Raw genomic sequence first — 19,987 nt, 5'->3', positions numbered from 1 at the left:
TAAGACATTTTATTCTAGATATAAATCATTTTTACATTCATGAAATTTATAGTTTCAAGTACATATTTATTAAAACAACTCCAGGTTTTAGGAGGTGTAATTAACAATAGTAATACTTTACCTATCCTAGATAATTTCTTGTTCGAATTAAGTCAATCAAAATTGACCATTTCTGCAAGTGATTTAGAAACAACAATGTCATCTACTATAGATGTTGAGAGTGATTCTGAAGGAAGTATTGCATTGCCTGCAAGATTATTATTAGATACACTTAAAACATTTCCAGAACAACCATTAACATTTGTGGTTGAAGATAATAGTATAGTAGAAATAAGCTCTAATCATGGTAAATATGCATTGGCTTATGCTGATGGTGCAGAATTTCCGAATGCAGTTACGGTAGAAGATGCAAGCCAAACGACCATAATGGGTGATATTCTTGCCACAGCAATCAGTAAATCTATTTTTGCAGCTGGTAATGATGATTTAAGACCTGTAATGAGTGGTGTATTTTTTCAGTTTTCACAAGACAATTTAACATTTGTTGCTACTGATGCTCATAAACTTGTTAAGTATACTAGAACTGATGTTAGCGCTTCAGAAACGGCTGAATTTATTATGCCTAAAAAACCATTAAATCTTTTAAAAGGTATTTTGGCTGGAAGCGATGATGATGTACTAATAGAATACAATGATTCTAATGCTAGATTCACTTTCGAAAATTCAGTATTAATTTGTCGATTAATAGACGGAAAGTATCCTAATTACGAAGCTGTAATTCCAAAAGAGAATCCTAATAAATTAGTTATAGACCGTACTCAGTTCTTAAACTCAGTAAGACGAGTAAGTATTTTCTCAAATAAAACAACGCACCAAATACGATTAAAAATTGCAGGTGCTGAATTAAATATTTCTGCTGAAGATATTGATTATAGTAATAAAGCAGAAGAACGCTTAAGTTGCGATTATCAAGGTGATGATATGCAAATTGGCTTTAATTCTCGTTTCTTAACAGAAATGATAAACAATTTAAACTCTAATAACGTACAGTTAGAAATGAGTTTACCAAACAGAGCAGGTATTCTAACACCAATTGACGGTTTAGATGAGGGTGAGCATATAACAATGCTTGTGATGCCTGTGATGCTCAACAATTAACCAATTAAAAGATATTGGTTAGAATAGGTGTTAATTAAACTTGACTTGACAAGTCATAAAAAAAGCTCACTGAAAAGTGAGCTTTTTGTTTTCCATTTCTTTAATAACTAACTAACAAAATTAAGAGATAATGGATAGCTAGGTAATTCTCCATTACTAGCTTTTATTGCATTTACAATAGGCATTATAAATGCTAATATTCCGATTAAAATCAGTGTCAATATTCCTAACCCAAATACTATAATTAATGGGATACTTAGTATACAGTATATGATAATGCTTAATTGAAAATTCAAAATTGCTTTTCCATGAGCATCCATACCTTCTACATTATCTTTTTGCGTAGCCCATAGTATTAGAGGAACTATTAAGCCACCAAAACCTGTGATATAAGTCAATAATTGCGACAAATGCGTAATCATTAGCATTTGATTGTCCGTACGTTTAAGCGTATGATAATTTGATTCCATTTTTTGATGATTTTACAATTATATGACGCAAACAAAATTAATATGTTACACTTTTTATATTAATTTTTTACACCCAACTTTTCTAATATAGTGTCCATAAGGCACCATTTAGTTAATGAAGACTGTAGTAAATTAGCACCTACAAACGCCGTAAACCATAGCCAATTTAAATTCACATAAATAGCCAACAATAAGCTAATTAATATAAAAGTTCCTGCTATTCCCCTTACAATTCTATTTTTCATAATTCTATTTTTTATTTATAATTTTTTCGTTCTATTAAATAATACACCAATGGTACTACCAATAAAGTCAAGAAAGTTGAGACTATCGTTCCTCCCATTAATGAAATGGCTAATCCTTGAAAAATAGGATCAAACAAAATCACAAATGCTCCTATAACAACAGTACCTGCAGTTAATAAAATTGGTGTGGTTCGCACAGCACCAGCTTCAATAACGGCTTGTTTTAATGGAATACCTTCTTCTAGTCTCAGATTCACAAAGTCAATAAGTAATACAGAATTACGAACCATAATTCCGGCTAACGCAATCATGCCAATAAATGAGGTTGCAGTAAAGAATGCTCCTAACATCCAGTGCCCTAAGACTATCCCAACTAATGAAAGTGGAATAGCAACCATCATTACAACAGGTGCTTTAAAGTTTTGAAACCAGCCTACGATCAGTATATAGATTATAATAATCACACCTAAAAAAGCAATACCTAGGTCCCTAAACACTTCTAAAGTGATTTGCCACTCCCCATCCCATTTTACAGTATAATCATCTTCAAACTCGGGTTGTTTTATATATAGCTCGTCCATTTTGTATCCTTTTGGTAAATCAATCTCTTGTAATTTATCAGACATTCCTAAAATGGCGTAAACAGGACTCTCCAATTCACCTGCCATATCTGCCATAACATACACCACGCGTTTTTGGTTTTTATGATAAATACTTTTTGGTTTAATACCTTCTTCAATAGTAACTAAATCAACTATCGGAATTAAATTACCATGTTTTGACCTCACTTTTAAGTTGGCAATTTCTCGTAGTGTAGATTTTTCACTTTCATCTAACGCCAAAACCAAACCAACCTGATTAGAAGCGTCTTCATCGTACAAATGGGTAATTGCTCTATTGGATAAGGCCATATTCATGGTATAAGCAATTTGCTGTGGTGCTATACCGTTTAACATGGCTTTTTCTTTGTTTATTTTAAAGTTGAATTCCTTCTGATTAGCTTCAACCATCCAATCGATATCCACAACATCTGTTGTTCGTTTCAAAATCTCCTGAACAGAATCTGCAACTCTTATTTGTTCATTATAATCAGGTCCATAGATTTCAGCAACAATAGTTGACAAGACAGGTGGCCCTGGTGGGACTTCAACCAGCTTTACATTGGCATTATATTTTGAAGCGATATTCTGAATATCTGGACGTAAAAGTTTTGCGATATCATGACTTTGAGCAGATCTATCGTGCTTGTCTATAAGATTCACTTGTATATCTGCCATATTACTACCTCCTCGTAAATCGTAATGACGTACCAAACCATTAAATGTAATAGGTGCGGAAGTGCCAACATAACTTTGATAGTTAACCACTTCAGGCCTTGTTGCCAAATATTGACCTATTTCTTTTGTAACCACAGCAGTACGCTCTAGAGTTGTACCTTCAGGCATATCTATCACCATCTGAAACTCGTTTTTATTGTCAAATGGTAACATCTTAACTGCAACAGACTTTGTGAAGAACAAACCAACCGAACCTAAAAGTAAGAGGAATGTAATTCCTAAAAACAACCATCGTTTCGTTTTATTCTCAATAAGTGGAGTTTCAAATTTTGAATAGAGTTTGAAAATGGCCGAATCTGAAATCCCTGCAGTTTGATCTTGGTCAATAGCCTCACCCTTTTTATCTTTTTCACGCAAGAAAATATAACCCAAATAAGGTGTAATAGTTAGGGCTACAAATAATGACAATAGCATGGCAATTGAAGCTCCGATTGGCATTGGGCTCATGTATGGTCCCATTAACCCAGAAACAAAAGCCATTGGTAAAACAGATGCAATCACTGTAAATGTTGCTAAAATGGTTGGATTACCAACTTCGTTAATGGCATATAAGGCTGCTTGTTTAAATGGTAGGCGTTTCATTTTAAAATGCCTGTGCATATTTTCAGCAATGATAATAGAATCATCTACTACGATTCCCGTCACAAAAACCAAGGCAAAAAGAGTGATACGATTTAAAGTATAATCGAGTAAATAATAACTCAATAACGTTAATGCGAATGTAATCGGTACAGAAAGAAATACTACCAAACCACCACGCCAACCCATGGCTAACATAACCACAATGGTTACCGCTATAATGGCACCAATTAAGTGCATTAATAATTCTGACACTTTCTGTGATGCTGTTTCGCCATAATTTCTCGTGATTTCTACGTGTATATCATCCGGAATTAAAGTCGTTCTTAAGCGATTTACTTTATCAATAATCACCTCTGATATCTTCATAGCATCAGCACCTTTTCGTTTAGCTACTGAAATGGTAACGGCAGGATATTCCGACTTGTACTCTTTGATTTTTTGACTTCCAGAACCAAATCCTAGACTTACATAATTAACAGGAACTTCTGGTCCGTCCAAAACCTTTGCAATCTGGTTTAAATAAATGGGTTGATTTTGAAATACACCAACAACAAGATTTTCTACATCTTCCTGAGTTTTAAGAAATTCGCCTGTTTTCACAAGGAATTCATTATCATTTCTGTCAAAACTACCAGAACTTAATTGCTGATTGTTGGCTTTAATCATTTCTGCTACAGAAAGAAAATCCAGCCCGCTTGATGCTAATTTATTCTTATCTATAACTACACGTAGCTCACGATTTCTACCTCCAATTTTATGTGTAATAGCCACATCATTAACCTTTTCTATTTCGTCAGTTAATTCTTGTGCTATCTGTTTTAACTGGTAATCATCATAATTTTCGCTCCATAACGTTAATCCTAGCATAGGGACATCATCAATAGCACGTGTTTTTACTAATGGAAGTGTAACGCCTTGTGGCATTTGGTCCATATGTTTATTAATTTCATTGTATAGTTTTACGAACGAACGCTCTATATCTTCACCAACATAAAACTGAACAATGACCATCCCTTGTTCTTGCATAGACGTAGAGTACACATACTCTACACCCTTAATATTGGAAATGAGTTTTTCTAATGGTTTTATAACTCTCGATTCTATTTCTGTTGGACTTGCACCAGGATAGCCTACAAATATATCTGCCATTGGAACATCGATCTGTGGTTCTTCTTCTCTTGGAATTAAGAACGAGCTATAAACACCTATAATCATAAAAACAATCATTAAAAGCACTGTAAGCTTTGAGCTTATAAAGCCTTTGGCAATCTTTCCTGCTAAACCTTCTTTCATTTTATATTGCTTTAAATGATATAATTACTGTATACTTATTGTTGCTCCGTTGAAAAGTTTCTCATCAGAAGAAATTATATAAATTTCATCGGTTGTTAATCCTGATAATACTTCCACTTGATCACCATAAGTTTTTCCTAAACGTAACCATCGTAGTAAAGCAGTATTTTGTCGGCTCACAGTGTAAATACCTGAAAGTTGGCCATTAGTGACTATGGCCTTTTTAGGAATTAAAACTGATGCTCCCAAATTTGAAGTGTCATTTTTTGCCTTTGGAAATTGCACTGAAGCAAACATACCCGAGCGCAATTTTTTATCGCTATCTTCTATACTTAACTTTACCAAGAATTGCCCACCTGAATGTGATGAAGACGTGCTCACTTCCGTAACTTTTCCTAAAAACTTTGCATCGATAGAAGACACAACTATATTAACATCTTCTCCCTTGGAAATCTGTGAAATCATAGATTCTGGTACTCTTGCCACAGCTTCAAAATTATTAGGTGATTCAATCGCTAACAAGGGCTTTCCAGGATTTGTCATGGCACCTTCATCAATAAATTTGGCCGTTACAATACCACTAAATGGCGCTTTTATATTGGTGTAGGGAAATTGGGCGTTGATTTCGTTCTTCATTTGCTGAGCAGACTCTAAACGTGCCCTGGCCATTCTATAATTTGCCGTTATATCATCTAATTCCTTTTGAGAAGCACTATTCTGTTTAAACAAGTTGTTAAATCGATTATAGTCTTTTTCAGCAATATTATATGCTGCTGTTGCTTCAGAAATACCAGCAATTACCTGCGCTCTTTTAGCCTCCAAATCATTATTATTTATCGCAATTAAGACTTGTCCTTTAGATACCTTGTCCCCTACTTTCACATTAATGCGCTCAACAAAACCCATTAAACGTGTACTGAGATTTGCACTATTTACAGCTTGGATTGTACCGCTTACCACCAAAGACGTGTTACTTTTATTTGAAGATGACGTTGTAACCTCTACTAATATTGGTTTAGAATCATCTGCTAGTACAGTTTTATGATCTTGCCCGCAACTCAATAATCCAAATATTAATCCTATTGCAAGTACTTTGTATATATATGTTTTCATCATTTTAATTTGTAGTTAAAAATTTTAAATATGCTTTAGTGCTGTTATATTCAAAAATGGTTTGATAATATTCTAATTGTTTCTGTGCATATTGGGTTTCTGCCATTAACAAATCTGTTGTCTTTTCTAATCCTTCCTTGAATCGATTTGTCCTAATCCTCAAGACTTCTTGTGATTGTACTACGGCTAATTGCGATAATTGAATTTTGTTTGAAGCATCTTCGAGCATTCGCTTTGTTCTATTTAGCTCTAGTTTACTTTTAGAAACATATTGTTCGTACTCTAATTTTGACTTCTCAAAAGACGCTTTGGCTTTCTTAGCTTTACCAAAACGTTTAGTACCTTCAAGAATATTCCATTTTAATTCGGCGCCAAATAAATAGCCATCAGCTCCAAATTGAAAAATATTATCATCATACATTTGATAGCTTCCAAAGGCATTTAAAGTTGGTAGAAAGGTCATTTTATCAGACTTGTATAACGTCTCCTTGGCATTTGTAGCTAATTGCATTGCTTTAATATCTGCTCGGTTTTCCGTTACCTCACCAGACGATTCTGACATTATATTATCTAGGCTTAAACTATCAATAGGTTGAAAAACTATATCGGACCGGTCGTTCATTAAAAACGATAAGTAGTTTGAGGCATTTTTAACATTGCTCATAGCTGTTTGCAGTTGGTTTTTAATCTCTGTAACCCTTACTTCTACAAGTAATACATCAGATCGTTGCAAATAACCTTGGTCGAAGCTATTTTTTGCAAGTTGTAAATTTGCATTAGCTGCTTCTAAAGCCTTTTCTAATACAGCAACAGCTTTGTAAGCTAATTGTAATTGCATATAGGAGTTTTCCACTTCAAAACCCACGTAATCCTTTATGCGATTGGTTTGTAAGGCCATGGCTTCCATTTTATATTTAGCCGCTTTTCGTTGGTAGAAACCATCTGCATTAACCAATGGTTGTTGAAACTCAAAAACAGTTACGAAATTTTGAATTTGACTTGGATCATTAAGTACATCTGGATTGAAATCTGACTGTGTAACAATCTCTTGGTTAAGCTTAGATCCAAAGGCCATCAAAGGATTTGTAGTGGCTATGGCGGTATGTGAAACTGAAATATTTGGTAAAAAAATGGCATTGGTTTGTTTATAATCAGCTTTTGCTTCATTAAAAGCTTCGGTAGATATTCTTATCCTCTGATTTGCTTCTGAAACTTTGATCAAAACCTCAGACTTTGAAATTGGTTTTACCTCTTGTGCACTTAGGTTTTTAATAAAACCAATTGCAAAACATATTATGAGATATTTATAAGTATTCATTTCCTTTTTTATTTAAACCAAAATTAAGTTGACTGATAGTTTTACTGCGTAACAAAGGTTACCGAGAGGATTATTATAATAACTGAAATAGCATTTTTACTGGCCTTTAAAAACCATCAAGCAAAAAAAGAGCACCTTATTAGGTGCTCTTCTCACAGAAACAAACATTACTTAATCCTGTGAATAACATTATTAAATTTCTCAAATTGAAACAAAAAAAAGCGCACAAAAAAATTGTGCGCTTTAAAAAACGATAAATAATTTTTTAACTAGTTGCTATTAGTCTTCTTCTTTCCTTTTCCGCCAGTCATAAAATTAACTAACACACCAATTAAAATAACACAAACCAGGCCAAAAACAGATATCATAATAACACCGTTGGTCCAATCATATAATAAAGTTGATAAAGCACTAAACATATTTTTCTCTTTTATTCTGGTTGTAAAATTAAATTATGATAATATCAATAAATATGACATTTGTCACATACCTCTTTTTTTATTATTCTTAAAGTGTTCTTCAAACCATTCAGGTTGTTCGATATCATAGTCAAACATGTAATCAGCTATTTGCTCAATGGTCTCTTCAGAAAACGTTTGTTTAGGCATTACTCCAAAACGTCTTACGGCTCCTCGCATTCTGGCATCATTTTCATTTGGATTATCTATCCAATCTTGAATGGCCTTTTTAAATTCTTCTTTGGTAGTTGTTTTTCTTAGATAATGTTTTTTAACTGCAATCATTGGTGGCCCTATTCTTTCATCATGACTTAAAGTTGGACTATGACATACGTAACAATTGGTTTCCATAAGTTTTTTACCTGGATGTTTGCTAGCAGTCATTTCCTTATCAAATGCAGACAATTCTTTGTTAATAGATTCATTACAACTCAAGGCAAAAATTAATAGCAATCCAATAAAAATTAGCTGTTTCATATTTTAATTATTTATAATTTATTATGCCACCTTTTAAATCGTAGATTTCCTTAAAACCCATAGTTTCGAGCTTTTTTGACGCTTCACCACTTCGTACTCCACTTCTACAATATATATACACAGGTTCATCTTTATTTAACTTATTGAACTCTTCATCAAAGCTATTTGAATTGAAATCAATATTTCTTGCCCCTTTTATATGACCAGAAATAAATTCTTTAGGAGTTCTAACATCTATAAGTTGCACTTGTTTATTATCTACTTGTTCTTTAAACTCTTTAGTTGTAAGCACTTTAACTGTATCATTTTGAGAACCATTGCAGGCAATTAAAGATGTAATCAATGATAGAATAACAAATAATTTCATAAGTAAATATATTATTGTTAAAATTAAGGTATTAACTATTAGCTATAAGTAACGAATGTTACATAAAATGGATCTATCTCCGCTCTAAATAAATGCTTGTATTACGAAGTAACCTACCTTTATTCTAAGTTGAGTAAATTTTAAAAAGAATAGAAAACTTGATCAAGGTATTAAATGTTAATACTTTATGTAAGGCATTTCGTGATTTGTAGTCTTTAGTGGGTATTTACAATACGTTTGACGTAGTTTTTATATTGTTGATTATAAATATGTTACATTATAGGTAACTAATTTAATCACTATTATTATGAAAAACATTGTAATTGGTCTCATTCTAATTTTTAGTTTGAGCATCTACGGACAGCGCAATCCTAACAACGATTATTGGAATAGCTGGCGCTATACACCAAAAAAAGAAATGGCCGCTGAATTTGAGGCTGCCGTTGCCAAAAAAATGCAAAAATTCAATGCTTCTGCAGAAACCGGAATGTTCACCTATAAAATAATTACGGGAAGAAATACTGGGACCTATGAGCGTGTAGAATCTATGAAATATCCTAAGGATTATGACATGGACCGTACAGCAGAGGGTGATTATTGGGACAAAAATGTTTCAAAGTATGTGGAGCGGACCAGTGGGCAGATGCGATGGGATCGTATCAACAATGCCACTACCAACTGGGATCCTGAAAATCCAGGGACACCATCCAAATATCTTGAACGCACCACCTATGACGTAAAGCCAGGAAAAGTTTCACATTTCAGACGTTTTATGAACAGAATCACCAAAATAAGGACGAAAAGAGGAGTTAAAGACACTTTCTTGCTTTTCAGATGTATTAGCGGTGGTAGTGAAAACATGTATGTCATGGTAAGAGGCTGGAACTCATATCAAGACGAAAGAACGTCACAAGACAACGAGAATTCCTGGGAAGATGACTATAACGAAGAATACGGTTGGGGTACTTGGGATCAGGATTTAGATAACTTTAGAAATTCCCTCGAAGCCTGGGGCGAAATGACAGAAACTATGCAATTAGTGCCGTCATTAACAACTGGGATGATGAATTAATTTAAGTATTAATATTAAAAAAAGCCTGTCAATATTGACAGGCTTTTTTTTTACTTTGAAGTGCGTCGAGCATATAAGCCAATATACCGGACCTCTTTTCTTGTATATATAGAGCTTACAAGGTATTAATTGACCGAATAATAATACAGTTTAGATTTATGTTATGCTTTTTATTAATGTAGAAAATGATTTGTGATTTTTTAAATAAAAAGAGTTTGAGTTTACAAAAAAAGTTACTTCCCGATACAGAAAGTAATCTATCAATGTTTATAATACCTTTAGGCTTAAGGGTACCAAATTGATACAATTAGCCTACAAATCAGTCAAACTATAATAAAATTGAATATGTCGATTCTCGTAATGGACTCTTCTTATATTATGTTGATAACATATATTGCTAACCCATTGATTAACCAATTATTAATACCTATTTTTATAGTAGTAACTAATTAGATAATTGTATTTCTAATTCGGTCTGAACCTTATGTATAGATTTGTAACTTTGGTTACTTTTCGGTTCTTTGCTTAAATTAACTTTATAAAGCAAAAACTAAGACGAGCTGGGGATCTTAGCTCGCCTTAGCAAAGGCATTACATAGGGCTTACTAGGGATTAGTTGACCGAATAATGATGCATTTAAAATTATGTTATGCTTGTTATTAATTAAAAATGACTTGTGATTTTTTAATTAAATAGAGAAGAACCATCCAGGTTGTATAGGACTACTTGGAGTTCCCATTTGAAACATTCCAAATAAACCGCTGAATCTGTGGGACAGTTCTTCTCTATTTTAACTGTATAATCCACTTTATTTAACTGTTAATAAGTCTTATTAACGGAATGATAATTCTTAATTTTTAAATAAAAAGAGAGGAACCCTCCTAAATGGTTAGGTCACCTAGGAGTTCCCACTTGTTTATTAACCAATAATTCGCCTATTACCCAATAATTCGCCTTATTGGTGGGTTAGTTCTTCTCTATTTTATTTTATACAACCATATTAAGTGTCTTTTAACAAACTACGTTTATGGAAGCTTGATCAGTGAATTATTAATTAAAAGGAGAAGATATCTCCAAGGTGCCTTAACCATCTTAGAGTTGCCTTTAGTTTAGTCCCAGTAAACCTCTTAATATAGCCTACAGTTCCTCTCAATATAACTTTATCTTAATAATTCAATTATTATATTGCTAATGCCGTGCCAAAATTGAATCAATAGAAGATATATTAATATAAGTACTTGATTTACAGAATTTTATAAAATATGAAAATTTTTACTCCCAAAATAACACTCACGGTATACCGTGAGTATTTTGTTGCAGGAAGTTCTATACACGGATTACCGTTACTTATGGTTTTTGAATATTAAGCTTTTTCATTCGGTCTCTAAGTGTGCTAGGTTTAATATCTAGAATTGCAGCTGCACCATCAGCTCCAGCAATTTTCCACTTTGTTGCAATTAATGTTTGTGTGATATGCTCACGTTGTACATCATCCAAGGTTTTACCTATAGATTTTATAGCTCTCTTTTCTGAATCATCGTTTTTTGTTCCCAAATTAAATGATATATAATCTCCTTGAGAAACGATTACTGAACGTTCAATAAAATTCTCAAGTTCTCTAACGTTTCCAGGCCAATCATAATTCATCATGGCTTGAAGGTCATCTTTTAAAATATGCTTAAGTTCTTTTCGGTATTGATCAGAAAATTTAGTAACAAAATGATTAATCAAAACAGGAATATCTTTCTTGCGTTCTCTTAGAGGTGGTATATTAATTGGAAAAACATTTAACCTAAAATATAAATCTTCTCTAAAATTTCCATTTTCTATTTCTTCCAATAGATTCCTATTGGTAGCAGCTACTATTCTAACATCCACCTTCACGATTTTAGAACCTCCTATCGGTTCAATTTCACCTTCTTGTAATACCCTTAATAGTTTGGGTTGCATTTCTATGGGCAGTTCACCAATCTCATCTAAAAATAGGGTACCACCATTAGCTAACTCAAATTTACCTACCCTATCACAAATTGCACCCGTGAATGATCCTTTTTTATGCCCAAAGAGTTCACTTTCAATTAATTCTCTCGGAATGGCGGCACAATTTATTTTTATGAACGGATTTTCACTCTTAAGACTATTGCTGTGAATGGCCCTAGCAACAATCTCCTTTCCAGTACCTGTTTCACCTTGTAAAAGTACAGTTGCGTCGGTTCCCGCTACCATATCCACTTGATTCAATACTTCAGAAATTTCATCACTAGCATAAATCATGTCTTTATAGTTAAAAGCAAGACCAATTTCTTCTTTCAGGTAAATGTTTTCCTTTTCATATTTATTTTTCAACTCTGTTACCTGATTAAGAGCATCTTTGAGAGCTAATTCATCCTGTTTTTTATTTGTAATATCAAAAACGAGGCCTCCAATATAAATTTCTCCACTAGGTAATTCAATTGGAAATTTGATATCGCGTATCCACATGTCTATGCCATCTCTATTGATAGGAATTTCAATTTCAACCTTCTTTTTGGCTTTTAGTACTTCCATATCGGCTTTATCTAATTCACTTGCCACATGACTGTCTAAAAAATCGTGAGCCGTTGTACCCTTGTATTCATCGGTTGATTTACCAAATAAATCTAACATTCGCTTGTTTCCATATACATGTCTTAACTGCTTATCTTTAATAAATATAAAAGCAGGTATATTTTCCATAAATGCCTTGAATCGTTCTTCACTTTCTTGAAAATTCATTTCTGCTATTTTTCTCTGGGTAACATCCATAATAATTACATCCCATAACATATCTCCATTGTCCATTTTTTCTGGTCTTCCTGTTCCTTCAAGCCATTTATGCTTGCCAGAAGGTGTAATTATTTGCCATTCAAAAAACCATGGTTCAAGTAGCTCTGCAGACTTCTGTATCGATTCGTAAAAAAGTGGAACATAATCAGGATGCACCATATCCCATAAGATATTAACATCTTCAATAACAGTGTTAGCATCAACTTCCCATAATTCGTAACAACTAGAGCTCATATATGGTATAGCATCAGAACCATCAGGTCTAAGCACATATTGAAGGATGGCACCTACAAGATTATTAGAAATATGTTGGAATCGTTTCTCACTTTCTACAAGTGCTAATTGGGCTTCCTTACGCTCCGTAACGTCTATATGAGAAATAGCTACTTGTTTCTTTCTAGTCTTCATCAAGGTCGCACGCATTAAAAACCATTGCTTTTTATCTAGCCCATGGCATGGATATTCATAACTAAACTGCTTTTTATTTCCTTTAATTATCTCTTTTAATCCTTCAAAAACGGCAATGGCATGCTCATCCATGGCATCTGGATCACAAGCATCAAAATAATTAAATTTAGTGTGCCCTATAGCCGAAATATCATTATCATTCCTTTGGCCAAATTCAACCCAGGCATCGTTTACCTTTAATATATTGCCGTTATCATCAATTACGCAAACAATATCCTCAAAAGAATTGAGTAAGGAACTTATACTTCTCTCACTTTCTTTGATTTTCTCTTCTGCAAGTTTTCTGCTTGTAATGTCTTGAGCAATTCCCCGTAATCCAATAATTTCTTTTTTACTATTAAATATGGCTTCTCCCTCGGCATACATCCATTGCCAATCACCTTCATTTTTAATAGTTTTTAGCTCTAGAGTATATGGTTCACCAGTTTTGGCTGTGTTTGCGATGCTAGAATTTAAGAGTTTCCAGCTTTCATGTGTCATGAATTTTGCATGTTCCTCGTATGGTGGTATTGGCTCATTAGGGTCAAAACCATACATTTTGTATAGTTCTTCTGACCACGACACCTCACCAGTTGTAGTATTCAAGTACCAGCTACCTAGCTTGGCAATTTCTTGGGCCTTCTTTAGTTCTATTTCAGCATTTTTTTTATCGGTTATATCCTGAATAGATCCATAAAGCCTTATGACTTTCCCTTTTTTTAAAGTTGTTCTGCCTTTAGTATTAACCCAAATTTCATTGTTCTTTGCAGTGATAAGTTTTACATCTAAATCGTAATGTTGGTTATTTTCTATGGCATTAGTTACTGCATCCCTAATTAGTTGCTGGTGTTCTGGATGATAATATCCAATACCTTCATCCATAGAAGGTAATTCACCACGAGGCAGCTCGTATATATCGAATGTTTCGTTTGTAAATGCAATGGTGTCGTTTTCTAGGTCAATCTCCCAACCACCTACCTTTGCAGCCTCACTTGAATCTTCAAACAATAGATTTAATCTAGTGAGTTCATTTATTAGTCGTTCCCTATCAGTCATATCCCAATTAAAGTTATGCGTCAGCAAGCTTTAATTATCCGAACTAAATCATATATTCTTAAGGAGAGAATACATCATAAGATAGTAATTTTATTAGTAAAAAAAAAGTACATCTTAATAAAATTATAAAGAAGATTAGTGTATATGTTTTACATTGAAATACCTATTTACTTTAATAATTGAATAATATTAGGGCTAATTGTACCAGATGTATCATAATGTTCGTTTTTGATTGATGAAATTTACTTTAAACTAAAGCTTTAGGGTTCCAAACTCCAGTTGTGGTTGTTTCCTTAACATAATCTGAAAAATCTTTTGGTTGTCTCCCTAATACATGCTCAATATCATTAGTAATTTCAGCATTATTAGGGTTACCTAAAACTTCAGTAAACAGATATTCAATTAACCAGACAAAATCAGCTGGTACACCTTGTTGTTTCATTACGTTAACATAAGCTGGTAAAGCAATTGGCGTAAAGGCGATATCTCTCCCAGAAACTTCAGATATTTCTGCAATAACCTCTTTAAAAGTGAGTGCTCTAGGTCCTGTGAGTTGATAGGTTTTACCATTATGTTTGTCATTTAATAATGCAGCAACAGCTACATCAGCAATATCTTCTGTATCAACATAAGGGACTTTGACCTCTGCTTGTGGTAAAGCAACAAATCCTTCAAGTATGGGCTCTAAGAAAAAGCTCTCACTGAAATTTTGATTAAACCAACTCGCACGAACGATTGTAAAATCTAATCCTGAATGCATTACAACCTGTTCACAAAGCTCTGCTTCTCTCTCACCTTTACCAGAAAGTAAAACCATTTTTTTTACACCAGATCTTTTTGCCTGTCTGGTAAGTTCTTCTATCGCTTCTAATGCACCTGGCACAGCCAAATCTGGTTGAAATGTAATGTATACTTTATTCATACCTTGCAGTGATTCTCTCCATGTTTCTGAATGATCCCAGTCAAATGCTGGTGATGCAGATCTAGAACCAATTCTTACGTTGTGTCCTAAGTTTACTAATTTACTTGCGACTTTGCGGCCTGTTTTTCCAGTTCCTCCAATGACTAAAATGTTGTCTTTCATAATATTTAATTTTAATTTATTTTTTTATTAATAAGGTTAGTATAAGCAGAAGGAATGCAATTGCAGAACTTATAGTTCTAATAAGGTGCAAACGATTCCATTTATCTTCAAACCGCTCTCGCAGTTGTTTCAAGTCTTCTATACTTGCTTTGCCCAAATCCGTTTTATCTAAAATCTCATTAAGTGGTACGTTTCCGAAAATGGTAACTAATAACACTCCAAAAAAGTAGATGGCAATGGCAAAAATTAAAAGCCATATTACAGTGTTGGATGCATTTTTATACAAGTACAAATTGATAAGGCCTAAAAAAAATGGACCAAAAAATACAAGTATAAAAAGCGGATTAATAATACTTCTATTCATCTGTTGAAAGGCACTTAAAAAACCGATATCATCTAATTGACCTATTCCTGGAGTTACTGCATTATTCCAAGTAAAACATAATCCAGCCGATAAGCCGAGCAATAAGACAAGTACAATGGTTACAATATGTTGAAGTGTAAAATCCATAATGCTATTTTTTCAGAATTGAACGTTTTGCATATACACATGCATACCAGTATAAACTTGCAACCAGTAGAAATTCAAAGGCTATAATCCAGAAACCTAAAGAGGTAAAAAAGCTATAGTGATTTCCACCATTAGGCATCACAAAAAGCGGTACTGTTATGAGCGCATCTAATGCAACTGCGGTTAGTAATAATACTTGACCAACTTTAAGTCCGTGGGTTTTGTTATCCTTTTTGTAGTAGAAATAACATCCTAACCAAACTAGTGGCATTACTACAACAAACAAAACGATATTGGCCTGTGTGTCTTGATTATCTAAAATTGGAATGGCATAGGAAATTGAATAAAATAGTATAGCGATTGTCCAAATGACTATACCTAATAAAATGGCGCGTTGTGTTTTCATGTCTTTATAAGTTTTAATTACAAGACAAAATTATGAGGAAGACAAATGAGAGGTTTGTCCTAAAAGGATAATGATTTGTTCGAGAAGTTGTTACTTAATCTGGCTTGGACGATAACCAAATTTTTTTTCGAAGGCATTAGAAAAGGAACTCAGACTATCGTAACCCACGTGCCATGCCGCTTCTTGGACTGTTGCTTCTTCATTCCTTATCATTTTATTCGCAAGTGTCAAGCGCTCATTTTGAAGATACTTAAAAACTGGTACTCCAAAGAGTGCTTTAAAATCTCTTTTAAGCTTAAAAGTGTTTAAACCTATTTGTTTTGAAAGTTCAGTTAAGGAAGGTGGGTCATCGATATTATCTAGAAGTATTTTTTTTGCTAAATCTAGCTTTTCGCGTTCTAATGATTTAATTTTTTCCGTTTTCAAAGTTGCTAGTTGACCGAAAAAATGTGAGAGTAAAGCGGTTATCTGGCTTCTAAAAAACATCATTTTAGTCTTGCCTTTATACTTAATATTGAATAAGGAATCAACAATAGACTGCATATCTGGTGTCATAAAAAACGAAGGCCCTTCAACATAATGATCGGAAGGGTTTACCAGCTGATTAAGCATTTCACTGAATAGTTCACCCTCATCATTTGGTAATGCTTCAATGGCATTTATTGATGTGGCAATTACCAAACACTCTAATGGTTTTGATGCCGAAACCGTATGTATGAATTCTACATTATCGTCGGCATAAAATGAAAGTGCTAACCCTTTTGTATAGTTAAACTCTTTCTGCTTATTTCCATACTTTACGGATAAATCTACATTTCCTGATCCATAAAATGCCACAGCAATAATAGGCTCATCAAAGAAACAAGAGTCTATAGTTGTTTCATCTGATTTTGCCTCTTCAACCAAAATGATAAAATCATTAATATTTATGGTATCTCTCGTCATATCACAAATTTAAAAAATATCTCTTTAACCTTTGGCGTCTCTGGAAACCTGAAGTTTCGACCTATTCAAATAATTAAAACTCCATTTAAGACCAAAGAAAGGGCCTAAAAACTCAACTCTTCTAATTATAAATTCATAAATAAAGAAACAAACAATAAAAGTAAATAGTTTGATTGCTAAAAACGATATAAACGCAGGTAAATTCAATGGCAAGATAAGCATTGCCGCAGCATAAAGTACAAACATATGAATGATGTAAACTGGATAAGCAGCCTTACTTAAATAACCGAGTGTTTTACTTGGCTTGTTAAGGTATTTAAAACATAAACCAAAGACTCCAAAAATCCATAAGTTAGATTCTATAGCTGTTAAATATCCTGGTGCCTCCGTATTGAAAACAAGGTAACGAATACCAAATAAAACTGTAGCTAATCCAACGTATAGCCATCTCCATTTCAAAACAGTTTGCCAAAAAGATTTACCTACATACATAAAAAGAAATCCGAAGAAGAATGCGATAAGTCCAATAAAAAACCCATGCCAAGTCTCTGCATACATAGCAAAGAGTTGTGGTTTAACCAATAAAACTTCAGCAATAAAAAATACAAGTATTGTCATCGGTCCAAAAGGATTGTTCATCAACTTAGATAATCTTCTTTTAAACAAACTATTTTCATTTTTCTTGATATAGATAAAAAGCGGTAAGCATAGTAATACATAAACAAAAATGTTTCCTAAGAACCATAAATGTCCAAAATGAGAATAATAGCTTAGAGGCATATTATAATATTCCTGAAACAGAAACATATGTAAGGGTGTTATGGCTACTATTCCAAAAAGAAATGGTAAAAGTATTCTCTTAGAGCGCTCTAAAACTAACTGCATCCAATTTCTCTTACGCATAGCAAAATACAATCCCATACCAGAAACATAGAATAAAATTGGTATGCGCCATACATTGAGCATGGTCATAGGCTTCCATAATCCTTCTAAGAATTCATTACTTCTAATAAAGGCAATGAACATTGCCCAAGGCTGAAATACTATAGCTATATGATAAATAAGCAACAAACCAATAGCAATGACTCGTAACCAATCTATATCGTATCTTCTTTCTGTTGACATTGTAATGTAATGTTAGATTAGGTTAATTACTTTAACATTTCTGCTATAATCGGTCTCGTATTTTGGATGTGACCTAAATCAAATTCCATACCCATAGGCTGTAATTGTTGTTGAAGCATTTCGTAAATTGGTTTTATTTGCTCAAACGGACCCATTACTGTTTCCCTTGGAGTAGCACCAAAATTATTACGCAATGTTTTATCCGCTCCTGCTTCCAATAGTGTATTCAATATATCTACTCTACAGAAAAAAGCAGCGGTGTGAAGTGCTGTAGCCCCATCATTGTTCTTTAGGCTCAAATCTGCACCAGCATCTACGAGTAACTTTGTTATTTCCTTTTTTCCAAAACTAGAGGCCGTGATCAATGGTGTAGAACCACTCATGGCATCCTTTTTATTGAGATCTGTACCGGCATCAATATGTTGTTTAACCTCTTCAATGTTATTAGATAATATTGCAAGCTGTATATCAATGTCTGGCACTTTAGCACTTGATACACTAGTTACTTCGTTGGCAGCAGTTACTTCGGAATTCTGTGTTGAGTTCTTACAGGAAGTACTTAATAAAAGAATTGCTAACGAAAAGTTTACGATTGTTCTTAAAGAATTAATTTTAATTTTTGTCATGATTTGTTATTATTAATTGAAATTGATACCGCAAATATCTTCCTAAGAAACCATGACGCGAAAAAAGAAATACCGAACTGTAAATTCTGATGGATGAATTGAATTTAAAAAAAAAAGAGTTTGGTTTTTCAAGAAATGTTAATTCCCGATACAGAAATTGTCGAAGATATTTCCTAATAAATCATCTTAGTAGTCACTCCTCTAATCTCACCAAAATGGTATAATGCCTGCCCTATATCAATAGCTAATAAATCACCAGACAAGCCAGTTTCTAATTTATAGCTTTCAATTTCATTCTGAATCTCTTTTCGTTTTAAGATTTAAAATTATTCAGTGTTCTTGCATTACAGCTTTGAAATATTCTAATGAAGCGGGTTCAAAAATGAATTTCTGTTCTTTTTGGTTGAAGTAACCCATCGAAACAATTCCAACTAGTTTTCCGCTTTCATCTAGTACAGGACCTCCACTACAACCTCCATATACTCCGTTTGGAACTTCGAGTCTTAAATTGTTATCATCTGTATGTCCTAAAAAACTACCTTTAACACTTACAGGTTTTTCTGCCTTGTATGGGTAACCTAAAAAACGAACTTCATCTCCTTTATCCAAAGGCTTTTCTCTTAAAGAATAAACTACAATATCCTCTGGAATATGTCCTTCAATTTCAAAAATTAACCAATCGCCTTTGGGTGGCATTTCTATTAATTCTTCAGTGTTTTCATTTATAAGTTTCCCCGTTTTAATTTTTTTACTTTTCTGAGATTTAGAGCTTAAATCCCATGATTCTAACTCATCTCCAAAACTGATGGTTGTCATGCTATCAGTTTTTGCAAAAAAAAGTACATGTTTAGCCGTGATTCCAAAAGTTTTACCATCATACTCTAACAAAAACCCACTACCTGCATGAGGATTATTAAATTTTGAGTTTTTAAATTTTACATCACTTACAAGTACTGAATCAATTTGTGCAAAGTATACAGTAGGTGTTATTAACAATAGTAGCAATGATAATTTTTTCATTTATTATTTATTTTAATTTTAATACATCTTCAGCTAAGCATACTCGTTCGACTTATCTTTAGTTATAGTTAA

General features: G+C 33.3%; 17 protein-coding genes. 2 read left to right on the top strand and 15 right to left on the bottom strand.

Annotated elements, in window-relative coordinates; genetic code table 11:
- Positions 1-39 precede the first annotated feature (39 nt).
- Positions 40-1,158, top strand: a complete 1,119-nt coding sequence (gene dnaN, locus ACFWV9_RS12805) for a DNA polymerase III subunit beta (protein ID WP_411895624.1) — start codon at positions 40-42, stop codon at positions 1,156-1,158.
- Positions 1,159-1,265: 107 nt separating this feature from the next.
- Here dnaN and ACFWV9_RS12800 read toward each other — a convergent pair whose 3' ends face one another.
- From ACFWV9_RS12800 to ACFWV9_RS12770, 7 genes are all read right to left on the bottom strand, one after another.
- A complete protein-coding gene (locus ACFWV9_RS12800; RefSeq protein WP_411895623.1) occupies positions 1,266-1,628 on the bottom strand; it encodes a DUF4870 domain-containing protein in 363 nt (120 codons plus the stop codon).
- Positions 1,629-1,687: 59 nt separating this feature from the next.
- Positions 1,688-1,873 carry a DUF2892 domain-containing protein gene (locus ACFWV9_RS12795; protein ID WP_411895622.1) on the bottom strand — a complete coding sequence of 62 codons (186 nt, stop codon included), beginning with the start codon at positions 1,871-1,873 and terminating at the stop codon, positions 1,688-1,690.
- Positions 1,874-1,884: 11 nt separating this feature from the next.
- Positions 1,885-5,085 carry an efflux RND transporter permease subunit gene (locus ACFWV9_RS12790; RefSeq protein ID WP_411895621.1) on the bottom strand — a complete coding sequence of 1,067 codons (3,201 nt, stop codon included), beginning with the start codon at positions 5,083-5,085 and terminating at the stop codon, positions 1,885-1,887.
- Positions 5,086-5,109: 24 nt separating this feature from the next.
- Complete coding sequence (locus tag ACFWV9_RS12785; protein WP_411895620.1) at positions 5,110-6,198, bottom strand: efflux RND transporter periplasmic adaptor subunit; 1,089 nt, start codon at positions 6,196-6,198, stop codon at positions 5,110-5,112.
- A 4-nt stretch (positions 6,199-6,202) separates the two neighbouring features.
- Positions 6,203-7,516 (bottom strand): TolC family protein, encoded by a 1,314-nt coding sequence (locus ACFWV9_RS12780; protein ID WP_411895619.1) that lies wholly within the window; start codon positions 7,514-7,516, stop codon positions 6,203-6,205.
- A gap of 482 nt (positions 7,517-7,998) precedes the next feature.
- Positions 7,999-8,451, bottom strand: coding sequence for a c-type cytochrome (locus tag ACFWV9_RS12775; protein ID WP_411895618.1), 453 nt, complete (start codon positions 8,449-8,451; stop codon positions 7,999-8,001).
- Between the two features lie 7 nt (positions 8,452-8,458).
- Entirely contained in the window at positions 8,459-8,818 is a 360-nt protein-coding gene (locus ACFWV9_RS12770) for a rhodanese-like domain-containing protein (RefSeq protein WP_411895617.1), read from the bottom strand.
- A 307-nt stretch (positions 8,819-9,125) separates the two neighbouring features.
- Here ACFWV9_RS12770 and ACFWV9_RS12765 point away from each other — a divergent pair, with 307 nt between their 5' ends.
- On the top strand, positions 9,126-9,890 hold the full coding sequence (locus tag ACFWV9_RS12765) for a hypothetical protein (protein ID WP_411895616.1): 765 nt from the start codon (positions 9,126-9,128) through the stop codon (positions 9,888-9,890).
- Positions 9,891-11,237: 1,347 nt separating this feature from the next.
- Here the strand turns inward: ACFWV9_RS12765 and ACFWV9_RS12760 are convergent.
- The 8 genes from ACFWV9_RS12760 to ACFWV9_RS12725 all read right to left on the bottom strand — a co-directional run bounded on the left by ACFWV9_RS12760 (position 11,238) and on the right by ACFWV9_RS12725 (position 19,915).
- On the bottom strand, positions 11,238-14,225 hold the full coding sequence (locus tag ACFWV9_RS12760) for a sigma 54-interacting transcriptional regulator (RefSeq protein ID WP_411895615.1): 2,988 nt from the start codon (positions 14,223-14,225) through the stop codon (positions 11,238-11,240).
- Between the two features lie 220 nt (positions 14,226-14,445).
- Positions 14,446-15,282, bottom strand: coding sequence for an NAD(P)H-binding protein (locus ACFWV9_RS12755; RefSeq protein WP_411895614.1), 837 nt, complete (start codon positions 15,280-15,282; stop codon positions 14,446-14,448).
- A gap of 16 nt (positions 15,283-15,298) precedes the next feature.
- Entirely contained in the window at positions 15,299-15,793 is a 495-nt protein-coding gene (locus tag ACFWV9_RS12750) for a DUF1772 domain-containing protein (protein ID WP_411895613.1), read from the bottom strand.
- A 4-nt stretch (positions 15,794-15,797) separates the two neighbouring features.
- A complete protein-coding gene (locus ACFWV9_RS12745; RefSeq protein ID WP_411895612.1) occupies positions 15,798-16,199 on the bottom strand; it encodes a DUF5367 family protein in 402 nt (133 codons plus the stop codon).
- Positions 16,200-16,289: 90 nt separating this feature from the next.
- On the bottom strand, positions 16,290-17,144 hold the full coding sequence (locus ACFWV9_RS12740; RefSeq protein WP_411895611.1) for a helix-turn-helix domain-containing protein: 855 nt from the start codon (positions 17,142-17,144) through the stop codon (positions 16,290-16,292).
- Positions 17,145-17,168: 24 nt separating this feature from the next.
- On the bottom strand, positions 17,169-18,269 hold the full coding sequence (locus tag ACFWV9_RS12735) for an acyltransferase family protein (RefSeq protein ID WP_411895610.1): 1,101 nt from the start codon (positions 18,267-18,269) through the stop codon (positions 17,169-17,171).
- Between the two features lie 26 nt (positions 18,270-18,295).
- Positions 18,296-18,895, bottom strand: coding sequence for an ankyrin repeat domain-containing protein (locus ACFWV9_RS12730; protein WP_411895609.1), 600 nt, complete (start codon positions 18,893-18,895; stop codon positions 18,296-18,298).
- 330 nt (positions 18,896-19,225) lie between these two features.
- Positions 19,226-19,915 (bottom strand): serine protease, encoded by a 690-nt coding sequence (locus tag ACFWV9_RS12725; protein ID WP_411895608.1) that lies wholly within the window; start codon positions 19,913-19,915, stop codon positions 19,226-19,228.
- Positions 19,916-19,987: the final 72 nt, after the last annotated feature.

It is taken from the genome of Winogradskyella sp. A2 (assembly GCF_046762865.1).
GTDB lineage: Bacteria > Bacteroidota > Bacteroidia > Flavobacteriales > Flavobacteriaceae > Winogradskyella.
Note: the sequence above shows the minus strand (reverse complement) of the source record. Positions and strands in the feature narration are given on the sequence as shown.